Source organism: Bacillus sp. RE35, from assembly GCF_052146655.1.
Lineage (GTDB): Bacteria > Bacillota > Bacilli > Bacillales > Bacillaceae_G > Bacillus_A > Bacillus_A cereus.
Map to the genome: position 1 here is coordinate 112,891 of NZ_CP197377.1, position 19,280 is coordinate 132,170.

The window sequence follows — 19,280 nt, forward strand, 5'->3', positions numbered from 1 at the left end:
GCCATATGGCAGACCATTATTTTTCTAACGACCCTTCTAGTAAAAGTGATCGTAAGCGATGGGAGTTTGTCCTTCGTGGATCTCGATTTACTTTCTTATCTGACCATGGGGTGTTCTCGAAAAACGAAGTGGACTTTGGTTCCCGTCTTTTAATTGAAGCGTTTCAAATGCCAGATATTAAAGGTAATATATTAGACGTAGGTTGCGGATACGGTCCTATTGGTTTGTCGTTAGCGAAAGAGTTTCAAGGTCGTGAAGTTCACATGGTGGATGTGAATGAGAGGGCACTTGGGCTTGCGAAAGAAAATGCCGCTAATAACAAAATCGAGAATATACGTATTTTTCAAAGTAGCGTCTATGAAAATGTAGATGGTAAGTATGCTGCTATTCTATCTAACCCTCCAATTCGTGCGGGTAAAGATATCGTACATGAGATTTTAGAAAAAGCTGTGGAGTATTTAGTTCCAGGTGGAGAACTTTGGATTGTTATTCAAAAGAAACAAGGTGCACCGTCTGCGCTAAAAAAACTAGAAGAAGTATTTTCTGAGGTTGAGGTTGTAGAAAAGAAAAAAGGATATTATATCATAAAATCAAAAAAACGTTGACGGTTATTTTTGGCTATGTTAACATTATACAATGCCAATATATGATTTTCTGCGTTGAGAAAGATGTATATTTTTGTTTCTCTTGGAAAAGATAGTAAAATCAGCAGATTATGAAACAGAATGATGGTTTTCTTATAGAAGCCATTTTTCTTTTTTGAGCAGGTAGAAAGACTCAACGTATTTATCTTTAAGAGAAAGAGACTACGCTAATAGCAGTAGTTGTATTTATTTGTGATTTTGCACAAATTTTTTTGTGCATTTATAATACTCATGATTTGAGGGGTGAAGCAGTTGACAGGTCAACTAGTTCAATACGGACGCCACCGCCAACGAAGAAGTTATGCCCGTATTAGTGAAGTATTAGAGTTACCAAATCTTATCGAAATTCAAACCTCTTCTTATCAGTGGTTTCTTGATGAGGGTTTGCGAGAAATGTTCCAAGACATTTCTCCGATTGAAGACTTTACGGGAAATCTATCGCTTGAATTTATCGACTACAGCTTAGGTGAACCTAAATACTCTGTAGACGAATGCAAAGAGCGTGATGTGACGTATGCAGCACCACTTCGTGTAAAAGTGCGTCTAATCAACAAGGAAACTGGTGAAGTAAAAGAACAAGATGTGTTCATGGGAGATTTCCCACTCATGACAGAGACTGGAACATTCGTAATTAACGGTGCAGAACGTGTTATCGTTTCCCAGTTAGTTCGCTCTCCAAGCGTATACTATAGTGGCAAAGTGGATAAAAACGGAAAACGTGGTTTTACTGCTACTGTAATTCCAAACCGCGGAGCTTGGTTAGAGTATGAGACAGATGCTAAGGATGTTGTATATGTGCGTATTGACCGTACGCGTAAACTTCCTGTAACTGTTTTGTTACGCGCATTAGGGTTTGGCTCTGATCAAGAAATCACCGAGCTTTTAGGTGATAACGAATACTTAAGCAACACATTAGAAAAAGACAACACAGATAGCACAGAAAAAGCATTGCTTGAAATTTATGAGCGTCTACGTCCTGGTGAACCACCAACAGTAGAAAATGCTAAGAGCTTACTTGTGTCTCGTTTCTTTGATCCAAAGCGCTACGATTTAGCAAATGTAGGTCGCTATAAGATCAACAAGAAGTTACACATTAAAAACAGATTGTTTAATCAACGTTTAGCTGAAACATTAGTGGATCCAGAAACTGGTGAAATTTTAGCGGCAGAAGGAACAATCTTAGATCGTCGTACACTTGATCGCATTTTACCTTACTTAGAGAAAAACATTGGATTCAAAACAGCGAAACCAATGGGTGGAGTGGTAGAAGGCGATGTTGAGCTGCAATCTATTAAGATTTATGCTCCTGAGTCGGAAGGCGAACGCGTAATTAATGTAATTGGTAATGCAAACATTACTCGTGATGTGAAACACATCACACCAGGTGATATCCTTGCTTCTATCAGTTACTTCTTCAACCTACTATACAAAGTAGGGGATACAGATGATATTGACCATTTAGGAAACCGTCGTCTGCGTTCTGTTGGAGAACTGTTACAAAATCAATTCCGTATCGGTCTTTCTCGTATGGAACGTGTTGTTCGTGAGAGAATGTCGATCCAAGATACAAATGCAATTACACCACAGGCACTAATTAATATTCGTCCTGTTATTGCATCTATTAAAGAGTTCTTCGGAAGTTCTCAGTTATCTCAGTTTATGGACCAAACAAACCCATTAGCAGAGTTAACTCACAAACGAAGACTATCTGCATTAGGACCTGGTGGTTTAACGCGTGAGCGCGCAGGCTTTGAAGTGCGTGACGTTCATTACTCTCACTACGGTCGTATGTGTCCGATTGAAACACCAGAGGGACCAAACATCGGTTTGATTAACTCATTATCTTCGTTCGCGAAAGTAAATGAGTTTGGTTTCATTGAAACACCATACCGTCGTGTTGACCCAGAAACTGGTCTTGTAACAGGGCATGTTGATTACTTAACAGCAGATGAAGAAGATAACTATGTTGTAGCCCAAGCGAATATGAAATTATCTGACGAAGGTGAATTCCTAAGTGAAGATATCGTAGCTCGTTTCCGTGGTGAAAACATTGTCACAAATAGAGAACGCATCGACTACATGGATGTATCTCCAAAACAAGTAGTGTCGGCAGCGACAGCTTGTATTCCGTTCTTAGAAAACGATGACTCTAACCGCGCACTTATGGGAGCGAACATGCAACGTCAGGCGGTTCCGTTAATGAATCCGGAATCTCCGATTGTAGGTACAGGTATGGAGTACGTATCAGCAAAAGACTCAGGTGCTGCAGTAATCTGTAAACATCCTGGTGTTGTTGAGCGCGTAGAAGCACGTGAAGTTTGGGTACGTCGCTATGTAGAAGTTGACGGTCAAATAGTAAAAGGCGACTTAGATCGCTACAAAATGCAAAAATTCATTCGTTCTAACCAAGGAACTTGTTACAACCAACGTCCAATCGTAAGTGTTGGAAATGAAGTTGTAAAAGGTGAAATCCTTGCGGATGGTCCTTCTATGGAATTAGGTGAACTAGCACTTGGACGTAACGTGCTTGTTGGCTTCATGACTTGGGACGGTTATAACTACGAGGATGCGATCATCATGAGTGAGCGCCTTGTAAAAGATGATGTGTACACTTCTATTCATATTGAAGAATATGAATCAGAAGCTCGTGATACGAAGCTTGGACCAGAAGAAATTACACGTGACATTCCAAACGTTGGGGAAGACGCATTACGTAACCTTGACGAGCGCGGTATCATTCGCGTTGGTGCTGAAGTAAAAGATGGAGATTTACTTGTTGGTAAAGTAACACCTAAAGGTGTAACAGAATTAACAGCTGAAGAACGTCTATTACATGCTATCTTTGGAGAAAAAGCGCGTGAAGTACGTGATACATCACTACGTGTACCACACGGTGGTGGCGGTATTATCTTAGACGTAAAAGTATTCAACCGTGAAGATGGCGATGAATTGCCACCAGGCGTGAATCAACTTGTACGTGCATATATCGTTCAAAAACGTAAAATTTCTGAAGGTGACAAGATGGCCGGACGTCACGGTAACAAAGGTGTTATTTCTCGTATTTTACCAGAAGAAGATATGCCTTACCTACCAGACGGTACGCCAATCGATATCATGTTAAACCCATTAGGGGTACCATCTCGTATGAATATCGGTCAGGTATTAGAGCTTCATCTTGGTATGGCAGCAAGATACCTTGGCATTCACATTGCAACACCAGTATTCGATGGTGCTCGTGAGGAAGATGTTTGGGGCACAATTGAAGAAGCTGGTATGGCAAATGACGCGAAAACAATCCTGTATGACGGACGTACTGGTGAACCATTCGATAACCGCGTATCTGTTGGTGTCATGTATATGATCAAACTTGCGCACATGGTTGACGATAAACTTCATGCTCGTTCTACTGGACCATACTCACTTGTAACGCAGCAACCTCTTGGAGGTAAAGCTCAGTTCGGTGGACAGCGTTTCGGTGAGATGGAGGTTTGGGCACTTGAAGCTTACGGTGCTGCTTATACTCTTCAAGAAATCTTAACAGTGAAGTCTGATGATGTTGTTGGACGTGTTAAGACTTATGAAGCAATTGTTAAAGGCGAAAATGTTCCAGAACCAGGCGTTCCTGAATCATTCAAAGTATTGATTAAAGAGCTGCAAAGTTTAGGTATGGACGTTAAAATGATGTCTAGCGACGATACAGAAATTGAAATGCGTGATACAGAAGATGACGATGATCATCAATCAGCAGATAAATTGAATGTCGAAGTTGAGACAACTAAGGAATAATTGGGATAACCTGTAGACTAAAAGGGAGGTAGGCCCCTTGATAGATGTAAATAACTTTGAATATATGAAGATTGGACTTGCTTCACCTGACAAGATTCGTTCTTGGTCATACGGTGAAGTTAAGAAACCAGAAACTATTAACTATCGTACGTTAAAGCCTGAAAAAGATGGCTTATTCTGTGAGCGTATTTTCGGACCACAAAAGGACTGGGAATGTCATTGCGGAAAATACAAACGTGTACGTTATAAAGGTGTAGTTTGTGATCGATGTGGCGTTGAAGTAACGCGTGCAAAAGTACGTCGTGAACGTATGGGTCATATCGAATTAGCTGCTCCTGTATCTCATATTTGGTATTTCAAAGGTATCCCGAGCCGCATGGGACTTGTCTTAGACATGTCCCCTCGCGCGCTTGAAGAAGTAATTTATTTCGCTTCTTATGTTGTAACAGAAAGTGGAGATACACCACTTGATAAGAAGCAATTACTTTCTGAAAAAGAATACCGTGCATATCGTGATCGATATGGTAGCACATTCCAAGCTGCTATGGGTGCAGAAGCAATTAAAAAGCTACTACAAGACATCGATTTAGATAAAGAAGTAGACTTCTTAAAAGAAGAATTAAAAACAGCACAAGGACAACGCCGTACTCGTGCTATTAAACGTCTAGAAGTATTAGAAGCATTCCGTAACTCTGGAAATGAACCGTCTTGGATGATCTTAGATGTTCTACCAGTAATCCCACCAGAACTACGCCCAATGGTACAGTTAGACGGTGGACGTTTTGCTACTTCTGACTTAAACGACTTATACCGTCGTGTAATTAACCGTAACAACCGTTTAAAACGTCTATTGGACTTAGGTGCACCAAGCATCATTGTTCAAAACGAAAAACGTATGTTACAAGAAGCTGTAGACGCATTAATCGATAATGGTCGTCGTGGCCGTCCAGTTACTGGGCCAGGTAACCGTCCATTAAAATCACTATCTCACATGCTTAAAGGTAAACAAGGACGTTTCCGTCAAAACTTATTAGGTAAACGTGTTGACTACTCTGGTCGTTCTGTAATCGTTGTAGGACCGAACTTAAAGATGTATCAATGTGGATTGCCAAAAGAAATGGCGCTTGAACTGTTCAAACCTTTCGTAATGAAAGAGTTAGTTGAAAAAGGATTAGCACATAACATTAAGAGTGCGAAACGTAAAATCGAGCGTGTACAACCTGAAGTTTGGGACGTTTTAGAGTCTGTGATTAAAGAACATCCAGTACTTCTAAACCGCGCACCAACACTTCACCGTCTTGGTATCCAGGCGTTTGAACCTACATTAGTAGAAGGTCGCGCAATCCGTCTTCACCCACTTGTATGTACTGCATACAACGCGGACTTTGACGGTGACCAAATGGCCGTTCACGTACCTTTATCATCAGAAGCTCAAGCTGAAGCTCGTCTTCTTATGTTAGCGGCACAAAACATCTTGAACCCGAAAGACGGTAAACCAGTTGTTACTCCATCTCAGGATATGGTATTAGGTAACTATTACTTAACACTTGAGCGTGAAGGTGCAATCGGTGAAGGTATGGTCTTCAAAGATGCAAACGAAGCATTGCTTGCATATCAAAATGGATATGTTCATCTTCATACACGTGTTGCAGTAGCTGCAAGTGCAGTAAACAACGCAACATTTACTGAAGAGCAAAAGAGTATGCTTCTATTAACAACAGTTGGTAAATTAATATTTAACGAAATCTTACCAGAGTCGTTCCCTTATATTAATGAACCAACAAATTCAAACCTTGAAAAAGAAACACCAGCGAAATATTTCGTTGAAAAAGGTGCGAACATTAAAGAAATTATTGCTAGTCGCGAAGAAGTGGCGCCATTTAGCAAGAAGATCCTTGGTAACATCATTGCGGAAGTGTTCAAACGTTTCCAAATTACAGAAACGTCTCGCATGCTTGACCGTATGAAAAACTTAGGATTCAAGTACTCTACAAAAGCTGGTATTACAGTTGGGGTATCTGACATTCTTGTATTAGGCGAAAAAGATGAAATTCTCCACGAAGCACAAGCAAAAGTAGATAATGTAATTAAACAATTCCGTCGCGGTTTAATCACGGAAGAAGAACGTTACGATCGCGTTATCTCTATTTGGAGTAATGCAAAAGATGTTATCCAAGGAAAACTGATGAAATCCTTGAATAAACGCAACCCAATCTTCATGATGAGTGACTCAGGTGCCCGTGGTAACGCATCTAACTTTACTCAGCTTGCTGGTATGCGTGGTCTTATGGCCAATCCATCTGGTCGTATCATCGAACTTCCAATCAAATCGAGTTTCCGTGAAGGTTTAACAGTACTTGAGTACTTCATCTCTACGCATGGTGCGCGTAAAGGTCTTGCCGATACAGCACTTAAAACTGCCGATTCTGGTTACTTAACACGTCGTCTTGTTGACGTTGCACAAGATGTAATCGTTCGTGAAGATGATTGTGGAACAGATCGCGGTTTATTAATTGGTGCGATTAAAGAGGGTAATGAAGTTATCGAGTCATTATATGATCGTCTTGTTGGACGTTTTGCAAGAAAAACTGTAAAACATCCTGAAACAGGTGAAGTATTAGTTGCTGAAAATCAATTAATTACTGAAGATATCGCTCATATCGTTGAAAATTCGGGTGTTGAAACTGTAAACATTCGTTCAGCGTTTACGTGTAACACTCGCCACGGTGTATGTAAGAAGTGTTACGGTCGTAACTTAGCAACTGGAACAGACGTAGAAGTAGGAGAAGCGGTAGGTATTATCGCAGCTCAATCTATCGGTGAGCCAGGTACACAGTTAACGATGCGTACATTCCATACAGGTGGGGTTGCCGGAGATGATATTACTCAAGGTTTACCTCGTATCCAAGAGATCTTCGAAGCTCGTAATCCGAAAGGTCAGGCAGTTATCAGTGAAATCGACGGTGTTATCGCAGCGATCAACGACGTTAAAGATCGCCAAGAAGTAGTTGTACAGGGTGAAGTTGAAGCTCGTACGTATGCTATTCCTTACGGTGCTCGTCTGAAAGTAACTCCAGGACAGCCAATTAGCCACGGTAAAGAGTTAACAGAAGGTTCTATTGATCCGAAAGAATTACTAAAAGTAACGGACATTACGGCGGTTCAAGAATACTTATTACGTGAAGTTCAAAAAGTATACCGTATGCAAGGGGTAGAAATTGGTGACAAACACGTAGAGGTAATGGTACGTCAAATGTTACGTAAAGTTCGTGTAAGTGATGCAGGTGAAACAGATGTATTACCAGGAACATTACTAGATATCCATCAGTTTACTGATGCGAATGCTAAGGTCTTACTGCAAGGTAAGCAACCAGCAACAGCTAGACCTGTTCTACTTGGTATTACAAAAGCTTCACTTGAAACAGATTCATTCTTATCTGCAGCATCGTTCCAAGAAACAACTCGTGTCTTAACCGATGCAGCAATTAAGGGTAAACGCGATGAACTTCTAGGATTAAAAGAAAATGTTATTATCGGTAAACTTGTTCCTGCTGGAACAGGTATGAATCGTTATCGCAAAGTGGATCTTGTAAAAACAACACAAGATGACATGAACGTAGAAAACGATGAGGTTTATGTGGAACAGTAAAATTTTCCGTCATAAATTTTGTATAAAAACAATTAATCTTAGTTGACATTGTATGAGTCAAAATGTTACTATAATCAAGGTTGCTCCTGAACGATGCTTTGGAGGATATTTATATGTCTTATCAAAAAGTATCAACTGCTGAAAATGTAGTCGTTGGTCATAAACGCACATTGGAAGCAATCAAAAATGGTACAGTTAAAGAAGTTGTCATCGCAGAGGATGCTGACATGCGGTTAACCCATGCTATCATTCGTATTGCAATGCAATATAACGTGCCCATAACAAAAGTTGAATCAGTTCGTAAGCTTGGTAAAGCTTCGGGGATTCAAGTGGGAGCTTCAGCAATAGGAATAATAAGTTAAAACTGTTTTTGTGAGGAGAGAGCATTTGCTCTTCCTTGCAAAAACTTTGTTTTCAACTAATAATGAACCACCTGGATATGTGGTCATACAAACATGCGAAGGGAGGATAATCAAATGCCTACTATTAACCAATTAGTGAGAAATGGTCGTACTGATAAAGTATGGAAATCTAAATCACCTGCGTTAAACAAAGGTTTTAACTCTTTAAAGAAAAAATCAACTGATATCTCTGCACCTCAAAAACGTGGTGTATGTACTCGTGTTGGTACAATGACTCCAAAGAAACCTAACTCAGCGTTACGTAAATACGCTCGTGTACGTTTAACAAACGGTATCGAGGTTACAGCTTACATCCCAGGTATCGGTCATAACCTACAAGAGCATAGCGTAGTATTAATTCGCGGTGGTCGTGTAAAGGATTTACCGGGGGTACGTTACCACATCGTTCGTGGTGCGCTTGACACAGCTGGTGTTGACAAACGTATGCAAGGACGTTCTAAATATGGTACTAAGAGACCAAAACCTGCTAAAAAATAATAACTTTAAAATGAAAGGAGGAACTCAATATGCCTCGTAAAGGACCTGTTGCGAAACGTGACGTGTTACCAGATCCAATGTACAATTCGAAGCTAGTAACACGCCTTATCAACAAAATGATGGTTGACGGTAAAAAAGGTAAATCTCAAACAATTCTTTATAATGCGTTCGATATCGTAAACGAACGTACTGGTAAAGAGCCAATGGAAGTATTCGAGCAAGCTCTTAAGAACATCATGCCTGTTCTTGAAGTACGCGCTCGTCGTGTTGGTGGTGCTAACTACCAAGTTCCAGTTGAGGTTCGTCCAGAACGCCGTACAACTTTAGGTCTTCGTTGGTTAGTAAACTACGCTCGTCTTCGTGGTGAAAAAACTATGGAAGAGCGTCTTGCTAACGAAATCTTAGATGCAGCTAACAACGCTGGTGCATCTGTTAAGAAACGTGAAGACACTCATAAAATGGCAGAAGCTAACAAAGCATTTGCTCATTACCGTTGGTAGGATTCAACGTAAAATAAATGTAAGCATAAACCGCTTTATTTGTCGCTTATGGAAGTGTGGAGAGGGAGAATGCCTCTCCCTTTCATCGGGCGCTCGTTTTACATAATGAGAGTACTGGACATACTGACATGTGTAACAATATAAAGTGGCTTTTTTGCTACTTAAAATAAAAAAATCCAATCCATATATGGAAGGAGCAAGACACCAAATGGCAAGAGAGTTCTCTTTAGAAAACACTCGTAATATTGGTATCATGGCTCACATCGATGCTGGTAAAACAACAGCAACTGAGCGTATTCTGTACTACACAGGACGTATTCATAAAATCGGTGAAACTCACGAAGGTGCATCTCAGATGGACTGGATGGAGCAAGAGCAAGAGCGTGGTATCACAATTACTTCTGCTGCAACTACAGCACAATGGAAAGGTCATCGTGTAAACATCATTGATACTCCAGGACACGTAGATTTCACAGTAGAAGTAGAACGTTCTTTACGCGTACTTGATGGCGCTGTAGCAGTACTTGATGCGCAATCTGGTGTAGAACCACAAACAGAAACTGTTTGGCGTCAGGCTACTACTTACGGCGTACCTCGTATCGTATTCGTTAACAAAATGGATAAGATCGGTGCAGATTTCTTATACTCTGTAGGAACAATCCACGATCGTTTACAAGCAAACGCACATCCAATTCAGTTACCAATCGGTGCTGAAGATGAGTTCAATGGTATCATTGACCTTGTTGAAGAGTGTGCTTACATGTACGGTAACGATTTAGGAACAGACATTCAACGTGTTGAAATTCCTGAAGAGCACAAAGAATTAGCTGAAGAATACCGTGGAAAACTTATTGAAGCGGTAGCTGAGCTTGATGAAGAAATGATGATGAAGTACCTAGAAGGTGAAGAAATCACTGTAGAAGAGCTTAAAGCTGGTATCCGTAAGGCTACAACTTCTGTAGAATTCTTCCCAGTAATCTGTGGTTCTGCATTCAAAAACAAAGGTGTTCAAATTCTGTTAGACGCAGTTATCGACTACCTTCCATCTCCACTAGATGTACCTGCTATTAAAGGTACTCTACCGGATACAGATGAAGAAGTAGAACGTAAGTCTAGCGATGAAGAACCATTCGCAGCTTTAGCATTCAAAATCATGACTGACCCTTATGTTGGTAAGTTAACGTTCTTCCGTGTGTACTCTGGTGTGTTAAACTCTGGATCATACGTGAAAAACTCAACTAAAGGTAAGCGTGAGCGTGTAGGTCGTATCCTACAAATGCACGCTAACAGCCGTGAAGAGATTTCAACAGTTTACGCTGGTGATATCGCTGCTGCTGTAGGTTTAAAAGATACTACTACTGGTGATACTCTTTGTGACGAGAAGAGCCTTGTTATCCTTGAGTCTATGGAATTCCCAGAGCCAGTTATCTCTGTAGCTATCGAACCAAAATCTAAAGCTGACCAAGATAAAATGGGTACAGCATTATCTAAGCTTTCTGAAGAAGATCCAACATTCCGTGCTCACACTGACCAAGAAACTGGCCAAACTATCATCGCTGGTATGGGTGAACTTCACCTTGATATCATCGTTGACCGTATGCGCCGTGAATTCAAAGTGGAAGCAAACGTTGGTGCTCCTCAGGTAGCATACCGTGAGACTTTCCGCGCTGCTGCGAAAGTTGAAGGTAAGTTCGCTCGTCAATCTGGTGGTCGTGGACAATTCGGTCACGTTTGGATTGAGTTTGAACCTAACGAAGAAGGTAAAGGATTCGAATTCGAAAACAAGATCGTCGGTGGTGTAGTTCCTCGTGAATACATCCCAGCTGTTGGAGCAGGTCTTGAAGATGCACTTAAAAATGGTGTACTAGCTGGTTATCCACTAGTTGACATTAAAGCTGCATTAGTTGACGGATCTTACCATGATGTCGATTCATCGGAGATGGCGTTCAAAATCGCTGCATCTATGGCACTTAAAGCTGCGGTTTCTAAATGTAGCCCAGTAATTCTTGAGCCAATGATGAAAGTTGAAGTTGTAATTCCTGAAGAGTACATGGGTGACATTATGGGTGACGTAACATCTCGTCGTGGACGTGTAGAAGGTATGGAAGCTCGCGGTAACGCACAAGTTGTTCGCGCTATGGTTCCACTTTCTGAAATGTTCGGTTATGCAACGTCATTACGTTCTAACACTCAAGGACGCGGAACATTCTCTATGGTGTTTGACCACTATGAAGAAGTACCAAAGTCTGTTTCTGAAGAAATTATCAAAAAAAATAAAGGTGAATAATTGATTTTTATCGATTGTTCAAGTATAACTACTTATGTAAGCTTAGAAAGTGGGACGTAAGTTTCACTTTCTAGTCTAAATATAAAATAACCTATATAAACTAAGGAGGAATTTAGAATGGCTAAAGCTAAATTCGAACGTTCTAAACCCCATGTTAACATCGGTACAATCGGCCACGTTGACCATGGTAAAACTACATTAACTGCTGCGATCACTACAGTTCTTGCAAAAGCTGGTGGTGCTGAAGCACGCGGATACGATCAAATCGATGCTGCTCCAGAAGAAAGAGAGCGCGGTATCACAATCTCAACTGCACACGTTGAGTACGAAACTGAAACTCGTCACTATGCACACGTTGACTGCCCAGGTCACGCTGACTATGTTAAAAACATGATCACTGGTGCTGCTCAAATGGACGGCGGTATCTTAGTAGTATCTGCTGCTGATGGCCCAATGCCTCAAACACGTGAGCACATCCTTCTTTCTCGTCAAGTAGGTGTTCCTTACATCGTTGTATTCTTAAACAAATGCGACATGGTAGATGACGAAGAATTATTAGAATTAGTAGAAATGGAAGTTCGCGACCTATTATCTGAATACGGATTCCCAGGCGACGACATTCCTGTAATCAAAGGTTCTGCTCTTAAAGCTCTTCAAGGAGAAGCTGATTGGGAAGCAAAAATCATTGAATTAATGGCTGAAGTTGATGCTTACATCCCAACTCCAGAACGTGAAACTGACAAACCATTCTTAATGCCTGTAGAGGACGTATTCTCTATCACAGGTCGTGGTACAGTTGCTACTGGTCGTGTTGAGCGCGGTATCGTTAAAGTTGGTGACGTAGTAGAAATCATCGGTCTTGCTGAAGAAAATGCTTCTACAACTGTAACTGGTGTAGAGATGTTCCGTAAACTTCTTGACCAAGCTCAAGCTGGAGACAACATCGGTGCTTTACTTCGTGGGGTTGCTCGTGAAGACATCCAACGTGGACAAGTACTTGCAAAAAGCGGTTCTGTAAAAGCTCACGCTAAATTCAAAGCTGAAGTTTTCGTATTATCTAAAGAAGAAGGTGGACGTCACACTCCATTCTTCGCTAACTACCGTCCTCAGTTCTACTTCCGTACAACTGACGTAACTGGTATCATCCAATTACCAGAAGGTACTGAAATGGTAATGCCTGGTGACAACATCGAAATGACTATCGAACTTATCGCTCCAATCGCTATCGAAGAGGGAACTAAATTCTCTATTCGTGAAGGTGGACGTACAGTAGGTTACGGTGTAGTTGCTACTATCGTTGAGTAATCTTAACTGATATAAAAAAACCTAAGGGATTTTCCCTTAGGTTTTTTGTTTGCGTTTATATAAGGAAGAAGAGGGTGTTTTTTGTTTTGACGAGTTTCTTCTATAGTATTATAAAAACGACAAAAGATAATCCAGAAACTGTAAAATGAATTCTGTTAGATGAAAACTTGAAATTCTTTAAAGTGCCATGTATAATAGCAAAAGTAGAGAAAAGCAGATGCAAACAAAAAGATGCTTGCATCTAGACGAATAACATTGTATAATAGACAATGTTGGTCTTTGACTGCGATGAAGTGGAAGGTTGCTGACACACCCGGCCGCTTTGCCATGGCATGGTGTGGGGAAATTTCCATGGAGAAGGTCTATTTTAGAAATAGGCGAACGAAGGAGGGAAAATAATGGCAAAAGAAAAAATTCGTATCCGTTTAAAAGCTTACGATCACCGTATTCTTGATCAGTCAGCTGAGAAAATTGTAGAAACAGCTAAGCGTTCTGGGGCAACAGTTTCTGGTCCGATCCCATTACCAACTGAAAAAACTGTTTACACAATTCTTCGTGCTGTTCATAAGTACAAAGATTCTCGTGAGCAATTCGAAATGCGCACGCACAAACGTCTAATCGACATCGTGAGTCCTACTCCACAAACAGTAGATTCATTAATGCGTTTAGACTTACCATCTGGTGTAGATATCGAAATCAAACTATAATTTATATAACTTAAAAATGTAGGAGGTGTAACTCATGACCAAAGGAATCTTAGGAAGAAAGATCGGTATGACTCAAGTATTTGCTGAGAACGGTGAGTTAATCCCAGTAACAGTTATCGCTGCTAATCCAAACGTTGTTCTTCAAAAGAAAACAACTGAAACTGATGGCTACAATGCAATCCAGTTAGGATTTGAAGATAAACGTGAAAAGTTAACTAACAAACCTGAACAAGGCCACACTGCTAAAGCATCTACAACTCCTAAGCGCTTCATTCGCGAAATCCGCGATGCAGACGTGGACGGATTAGAGGTTGGTCAAGAGGTAAAAGTTGACGTATTCGCTACAGGTGAAATCGTTGATGTAACAGGAATTTCTAAAGGTAAAGGTTTCCAAGGTGTTATCAAACGCCACGGACAATCTCGCGGACCTATGTCTCATGGTTCTCGCTATCACCGTCGTCCAGGTTCAATGGGCCCAGTTGCTCCGAACCGTGTATTCAAAGGCAAAAAACTTGCTGGACGTATGGGTGGAGACCAAGTTACTATCCAAAACTTAGAAATCGTTCAAGTTGACACTGAGCGCAACTTATTACTAGTAAAAGGTAACGTTCCAGGTGCTAAGAAATCTCTTGTAGTTGTTCAAGGCGCTGTGAAGGTTAGCAAATAATTCACAATAGGAAGGAGGAATTCCAATGCCAAAAGTTACTGTATATAACCAAACTGGTTCACAGGTTGGTGAAATCGAATTAGCTGAAGCTATTTTCGGTATCGAACCAAATGAAGCTGTACTTTTCGAAGCTGTAATGATGCAACGTGCATCTTTACGTCAAGGTACACACAAAGTAAAAACTCGCTCTGAAGTTCGCGGTGGTGGTCGTAAACCATGGCGTCAAAAAGGAACTGGACGTGCTCGTCAAGGGTCTATCCGCTCTCCTCAATGGCGTGGTGGTGGTACGGTATTCGGACCTACACCAAGAAGCTATGCGTACAAACTTCCTAAGAAAGTTCGTCGTTTAGCAATCAAATCTGCATTAGCTACTAAAGTAGTTGAGAACAACATTGTAGTTCTTGAAGACCTAGTGTTAAATGCACCAAAAACAAAAGACATGCTAGCAGTACTTAAAGGATTAACTGTTGAGAAGAAAGCTCTTATCGTAACTGCTGATGCAAACGAATCTGTAGAGTTATCTGCTCGCAATATCCCTGGAGTAACAGTAATCACTGCTGATGGCGTAAACGTTTTAGACGTGCTTCATCATGATAAGCTAATCATGACAAAAGCGGCAGTGGAAAAAGTAGAGGAGGTGCTTGCATAATGAGAGATCCTCGTGATATCATTAAGCGCCCAGTTATCACTGAACGTTCTATGGAAATGATGGCTGAAAAAAAATACACGTTCGATGTGGACGTTAAATCTAATAAAACAGAAGTTAAAGATGCTCTTGAAGCGATCTTTGGTGTTAAAGTAGAAAAAGTGAACATCATGAACTACAAGCCGAAAGCAAAACGCGTTGGTCGTCACGCTGGTTTTACTAGCCGTCGTCGTAAAGCAATCGTTAAGCTAACTGCTGACAGCAAAGAAATCGAAATCTTCCAAGGCGTTTAATTCTTACTAAAGAAGGAGGGAAATTGAGATGGGAATCAAAAAGTATAATCCAACTACTAACGGTCGTCGTAACATGACTACGAATGATTTCGCTGAAATCACGACTGATAGACCCGAAAAGTCATTACTTGCTCCTTTAAGCAAGAAGGCTGGTCGTAATAACCAAGGTAAAATCACTGTACGTCATCAAGGTGGCGGACATAAGCGTCAATACCGTATCATCGACTTTAAGCGTAACAAAGATGGAATTCCAGGACGCGTTGCTACGATCGAATACGATCCAAACCGCTCTGCGAATATCGCATTAATTAACTACGTTGACGGTGAAAAACGTTACATTCTTGCTCCTAAATCTTTAGAAGTAGGTATGGAAGTTATGTCTGGCCCAGAAGCTGACATTAAAATCGGTAACGCATTACCATTAATCAACATTCCAGTAGGTACTGTTGTTCATAACATCGAGCTTAAGCCTGGTCGTGGCGGACAATTAGTTCGTTCTGCTGGTACATCTGCTCAAGTACTTGGTAAAGAAGGTAAATACGTACTTGTACGTTTAACTTCTGGTGAAGTACGTCTTGTATTATCTGCTTGTCGCGCTTCAATCGGTCAAGTAGGTAACGAACAACACGAACTTATCAAAATCGGTAAAGCAGGTCGCTCTCGCTGGTTAGGTAAACGCCCAACAGTTCGTGGTTCTGTAATGAACCCTGTTGATCACCCACACGGTGGTGGTGAAGGACGTTCTCCAATCGGACGTAAGTCTCCAATGTCTCCATGGGGTAAACCAACTCTTGGATTCAAGACTCGTAAGAAAAACAAAGCGTCTGACAAATTTATCGTTCGTCGTCGTAAAAAATAATGGGATTGTAGTACGGTTCATTTCTAGAACCGTACGCCAATCACGAAGGGAGGCACCAAAATGGCTCGTAGCTTAAAAAAAGGACCATTTGTCGATGATCACTTAATGAGCAAAATGGAAAAATTAGTTGCATCTGAGCAAAAACAAGTTGTTAAAACTTGGTCTCGCCGTTCAACAATCTTCCCTCAGTTCATCGGACACACAATCGCTGTATATGATGGTCGTAAACACGTACCTGTGTACATCACTGAGGATATGGTTGGCCATAAGTTAGGTGAATTCGCACCAACTCGTACGTACAAAGGTCACCTTGCTGACGATAAGAAAACTAGAAGATAATGAGAGGAGGCACTTCAATGCAAGCTAAAGCAGTAGCGAGAACAGTTCGTATTGCTCCTCGTAAAGTTCGTTTAGTAGTAGACTTAATCCGAGGTAAGCAAGTGGGTGAAGCGATTGCTATCCTTAACCACACACCAAAAACTGCTTCTCCAGTTGTAGAAAAAGTTTTAAAATCTGCAATCGCAAATGCAGAGCACAATTATGAGATGGACATTAACAACCTAGTTGTAGAAAAAGTTTTCGTTGACGAAGGTCCAACGTTAAAACGTTTCCGTCCACGTGCAATGGGTCGTGCAAGCCAAATTAACAAACGCACAAGCCACATCACAGTTGTGGTATCAGAAAAGAAGGAGGGATAATCGATGGGTCAAAAGGTTAATCCAATTGGTCTTCGTGTCGGCGTTATCCGTGACTGGGAATCTCGTTGGTTCGCTGAGAAAGATTACGCTACATTATTACATGAAGACATCAAAATCCGTGAGTACATTAATGTACGCTTAAAAGATTCTGCTGTTGCTAAAGTAGAAATCGAACGTGCAGCAAATCGTGTAAATGTTACAATTCACACTGCAAAACCTGGTATGGTAATTGGTAAAGGTGGTACTGAAGTTGAAGCACTTCGTAAAGCTCTTAACCAATTAACAGGCAAGCGTGTACACATCAACATTTTAGAAGTTAAGAGAGCTGATCTTAACGCTAAATTAGTAGGCGAAAACATCGCTCGTCAATTAGAAAACCGTGTATCATTCCGTCGTGCACAAAAGCAAGTTATTCAACGTGCTATGCGTGCAGGTGCTAAAGGTATTAAAACACAGGTTTCTGGTCGTCTTGGCGGAGCTGATATCGCTCGTGCAGAATCTTACAGTGAAGGAACTGTTCCACTTCATACACTTCGCGCTGATATTGACTATGCAGCAGTTGAAGCTGATACAACATACGGTAAATTAGGCGTAAAAGTATGGATCTACCGTGGAGAAGTCCTTCCTACAAAAAAGAAAGCTTCTGAGGAAGGAGGAAAATAATATGTTAATGCCAAAACGCGTAAAATATCGTAGAGAGCATCGTGGTAAAATGCGTGGTCGTGCTAAAGGTGGAACTGAAATTGCTTTCGGTGAATTCGGTTTACAAGCACAAGCTGCTTCATGGATTACAAACCGTCAAATCGAAGCTGCTCGTCGTGCAATGACTCGTTACATGAAACGTGGCGGTAAAGTATGGATTAAAATTTTCCCTTCTAAACCTTACACTGCAAAACCTCTAGAAGTACGTATGGGTTCCGGTAAAGGGGCACCAGAAGGCTGGGTAGCAGTAGTAAAACCTGGGAAAATTATGTTCGAAATCGCGGGTGTATCTGAAGAGGTAGCACGCGAAGCATTACGTCTTGCAGCTCACAAGTTACCTGTGAAATGTAAATTCGTAAAACGTGAAGAAAATGGTGGTGAATCTAATGAAAACTAATGATATTCGTGAATTAACCACTGCCGAAATCGAAACAAAAGTTAAAGCTTTAAAGGAAGAGTTGTTTAATCTTCGCTTCCAACTTGCTACAGGACAATTAGAGAATCCAACTCGCATTCGTGAAGTGCGTAAAGCAATTGCTCGTATGAAAACTGTAGTTCGTGAAAGAGAGATCGGAATTAATCGATAAATTGAGGGGAGGTTTGCATAGTGAGCGAACGTAACCAACGCAAAGTTTATACTGGTCGTGTAGTGTCTGACAAAATGGACAAAACGATTACAGTTTTAGTTGAAACTTACAAAACTCATTCCTTGTACGGAAAACGTGTTAAGTATTCTAAGAAGTACAAAGCCCATGATGAGCAAAACCAAGCGAAACTTGGCGATATCGTTAAAATCATGGAAACTCGCCCGCTTTCTGCTACTAAGCGTTTCCGTTTAGTTGAAATCGTTGAAGAAGCGGTTATTATCTAAATAGACGAATCGGAATTTTTAGTCCGAAGGGAGGTTTCATAACATGATCCAACAAGAATCTCGTTTGAAAGTTGCTGACAACTCTGGTGCACGTGAACTTTTAACAATTAAAGTATTAGGCGGCTCTGGTCGTAAATATGCTAACATTGGTGACATTATCGTTGCTACGGTAAAACAAGCAACACCAGGTGGCGTTGTTAAAAAAGGTGACGTTGTTAAAGCAGTAGTAGTACGTACGAAGAGCGGAGCTCGTCGTCCGGACGGTTCTTACATCAAATTTGATGAAAACGCAGCGGTTATCATTAAAGACGATAAGAGCCCACGTGGTACTCGTATCTTCGGACCAGTAGCTCGTGAATTACGTGATAGCAACTTCATGAAGATCGTTTCTTTAGCTCCAGAAGTTCTATAATTTAAGGTATTGCCTTGCTAAGGAGGTGCAGAATTAAGATGCATGTAAAAAAAGGTGATAAAGTACAGGTAATCACTGGTAAAGACAAAGGAAAACAAGGCGTTATCCTTGTGGCTTTCCCAAAGCAAAACCGTGTTATCGTTGAGGGTGTCAATATCGTTAAGAAGCACTCTAAGCCATCTCAATTAAATCCACAAGGTGGAATTATTACTAAAGAAGCACCTATTCACGTTTCTAACGTTATGATTTTAGATCCGAAAACAGGTGAACCTACTCGCGTAGGCTTCAAAGTAGAAGATGGTAAAAAAGTTCGTATTGCAAAAAAATCTGGTGAATTATTAGATAAATAATTTTC

21 protein-coding genes are annotated in these 19,280 nt (G+C 40.8%); all 21 read left to right on the top strand.

Annotated elements, in window-relative coordinates; translation table 11 throughout:
- Positions 1–5: 5 nt before the first annotated feature.
- Positions 6–605, top strand: a complete 600-nt coding sequence (locus ACTL4X_RS00625) for a class I SAM-dependent methyltransferase (protein WP_000763289.1) — start codon at positions 6–8, stop codon at positions 603–605.
- Positions 606–896: 291 nt separating this feature from the next.
- Positions 897–4,430 carry a DNA-directed RNA polymerase subunit beta gene (gene rpoB / locus ACTL4X_RS00630; protein ID WP_000147552.1) on the top strand — a complete coding sequence of 1,178 codons (3,534 nt, stop codon included), beginning with the start codon at positions 897–899 and terminating at the stop codon, positions 4,428–4,430.
- A gap of 37 nt (positions 4,431–4,467) precedes the next feature.
- Complete coding sequence (rpoC, locus tag ACTL4X_RS00635; protein WP_000567939.1) at positions 4,468–8,079, top strand: DNA-directed RNA polymerase subunit beta'; 3,612 nt, start codon at positions 4,468–4,470, stop codon at positions 8,077–8,079.
- A gap of 113 nt (positions 8,080–8,192) precedes the next feature.
- Positions 8,193–8,441 carry a 50S ribosomal protein L7ae-like protein gene (locus tag ACTL4X_RS00640; protein ID WP_000121836.1) on the top strand — a complete coding sequence of 83 codons (249 nt, stop codon included), beginning with the start codon at positions 8,193–8,195 and terminating at the stop codon, positions 8,439–8,441.
- 114 nt (positions 8,442–8,555) lie between these two features.
- A complete protein-coding gene (rpsL, locus tag ACTL4X_RS00645) occupies positions 8,556–8,978 on the top strand; it encodes a 30S ribosomal protein S12 (protein ID WP_001142341.1) in 423 nt (140 codons plus the stop codon).
- Between the two features lie 29 nt (positions 8,979–9,007).
- Positions 9,008–9,478: a 30S ribosomal protein S7 gene (rpsG, locus tag ACTL4X_RS00650; protein WP_001137491.1), complete on the top strand. Its 471-nt coding sequence runs from the start codon at positions 9,008–9,010 to the stop codon at positions 9,476–9,478.
- A gap of 208 nt (positions 9,479–9,686) precedes the next feature.
- Entirely contained in the window at positions 9,687–11,765 is a 2,079-nt protein-coding gene (gene fusA / locus ACTL4X_RS00655) for an elongation factor G (RefSeq protein WP_000090370.1), read from the top strand.
- Between the two features lie 117 nt (positions 11,766–11,882).
- On the top strand, positions 11,883–13,070 hold the full coding sequence (gene tuf / locus ACTL4X_RS00660; protein ID WP_001029614.1) for an elongation factor Tu: 1,188 nt from the start codon (positions 11,883–11,885) through the stop codon (positions 13,068–13,070).
- A 398-nt stretch (positions 13,071–13,468) separates the two neighbouring features.
- Positions 13,469–13,777 carry a 30S ribosomal protein S10 gene (gene rpsJ, locus ACTL4X_RS00665; protein ID WP_001040596.1) on the top strand — a complete coding sequence of 103 codons (309 nt, stop codon included), beginning with the start codon at positions 13,469–13,471 and terminating at the stop codon, positions 13,775–13,777.
- A gap of 34 nt (positions 13,778–13,811) precedes the next feature.
- Positions 13,812–14,444 (top strand): 50S ribosomal protein L3, encoded by a 633-nt coding sequence (rplC, locus tag ACTL4X_RS00670; protein ID WP_000160207.1) that lies wholly within the window; start codon positions 13,812–13,814, stop codon positions 14,442–14,444.
- Between the two features lie 25 nt (positions 14,445–14,469).
- Positions 14,470–15,093: a 50S ribosomal protein L4 gene (rplD, locus tag ACTL4X_RS00675; RefSeq protein WP_001127258.1), complete on the top strand. Its 624-nt coding sequence runs from the start codon at positions 14,470–14,472 to the stop codon at positions 15,091–15,093.
- Positions 15,093–15,383 carry a 50S ribosomal protein L23 gene (gene rplW, locus ACTL4X_RS00680; RefSeq protein ID WP_001205558.1) on the top strand — a complete coding sequence of 97 codons (291 nt, stop codon included), beginning with the start codon at positions 15,093–15,095 and terminating at the stop codon, positions 15,381–15,383. Before rplD ends, rplW begins: the two co-directional genes overlap by 1 nt.
- A gap of 28 nt (positions 15,384–15,411) precedes the next feature.
- Positions 15,412–16,242: a 50S ribosomal protein L2 gene (gene rplB / locus ACTL4X_RS00685; protein ID WP_000511583.1), complete on the top strand. Its 831-nt coding sequence runs from the start codon at positions 15,412–15,414 to the stop codon at positions 16,240–16,242.
- Positions 16,243–16,302: 60 nt separating this feature from the next.
- On the top strand, positions 16,303–16,581 hold the full coding sequence (gene rpsS / locus ACTL4X_RS00690; protein WP_000124454.1) for a 30S ribosomal protein S19: 279 nt from the start codon (positions 16,303–16,305) through the stop codon (positions 16,579–16,581).
- A gap of 17 nt (positions 16,582–16,598) precedes the next feature.
- Complete coding sequence (gene rplV, locus ACTL4X_RS00695; protein ID WP_001148024.1) at positions 16,599–16,940, top strand: 50S ribosomal protein L22; 342 nt, start codon at positions 16,599–16,601, stop codon at positions 16,938–16,940.
- A 3-nt stretch (positions 16,941–16,943) separates the two neighbouring features.
- Positions 16,944–17,603 (top strand): 30S ribosomal protein S3, encoded by a 660-nt coding sequence (rpsC, locus tag ACTL4X_RS00700; protein ID WP_000529956.1) that lies wholly within the window; start codon positions 16,944–16,946, stop codon positions 17,601–17,603.
- 1 nt (position 17,604) lies between these two features.
- The gene (gene rplP / locus ACTL4X_RS00705; protein WP_000928969.1) at positions 17,605–18,039 is read left to right on the top strand and encodes a 50S ribosomal protein L16; all 435 of its coding nucleotides are present in this window, start codon (positions 17,605–17,607) and stop codon (positions 18,037–18,039) included.
- Complete coding sequence (gene rpmC, locus ACTL4X_RS00710) at positions 18,029–18,229, top strand: 50S ribosomal protein L29 (RefSeq protein WP_000855718.1); 201 nt, start codon at positions 18,029–18,031, stop codon at positions 18,227–18,229. The genes rplP and rpmC overlap by 11 nt, the downstream gene beginning before the upstream one ends.
- Before the next feature lie 20 nt (positions 18,230–18,249).
- Entirely contained in the window at positions 18,250–18,513 is a 264-nt protein-coding gene (gene rpsQ, locus ACTL4X_RS00715) for a 30S ribosomal protein S17 (RefSeq protein ID WP_000004106.1), read from the top strand.
- Between the two features lie 43 nt (positions 18,514–18,556).
- Complete coding sequence (gene rplN, locus ACTL4X_RS00720; RefSeq protein ID WP_000615912.1) at positions 18,557–18,925, top strand: 50S ribosomal protein L14; 369 nt, start codon at positions 18,557–18,559, stop codon at positions 18,923–18,925.
- A 38-nt stretch (positions 18,926–18,963) separates the two neighbouring features.
- Entirely contained in the window at positions 18,964–19,275 is a 312-nt protein-coding gene (gene rplX, locus ACTL4X_RS00725) for a 50S ribosomal protein L24 (RefSeq protein WP_000558200.1), read from the top strand.
- Positions 19,276–19,280 lie beyond the last annotated feature (5 nt).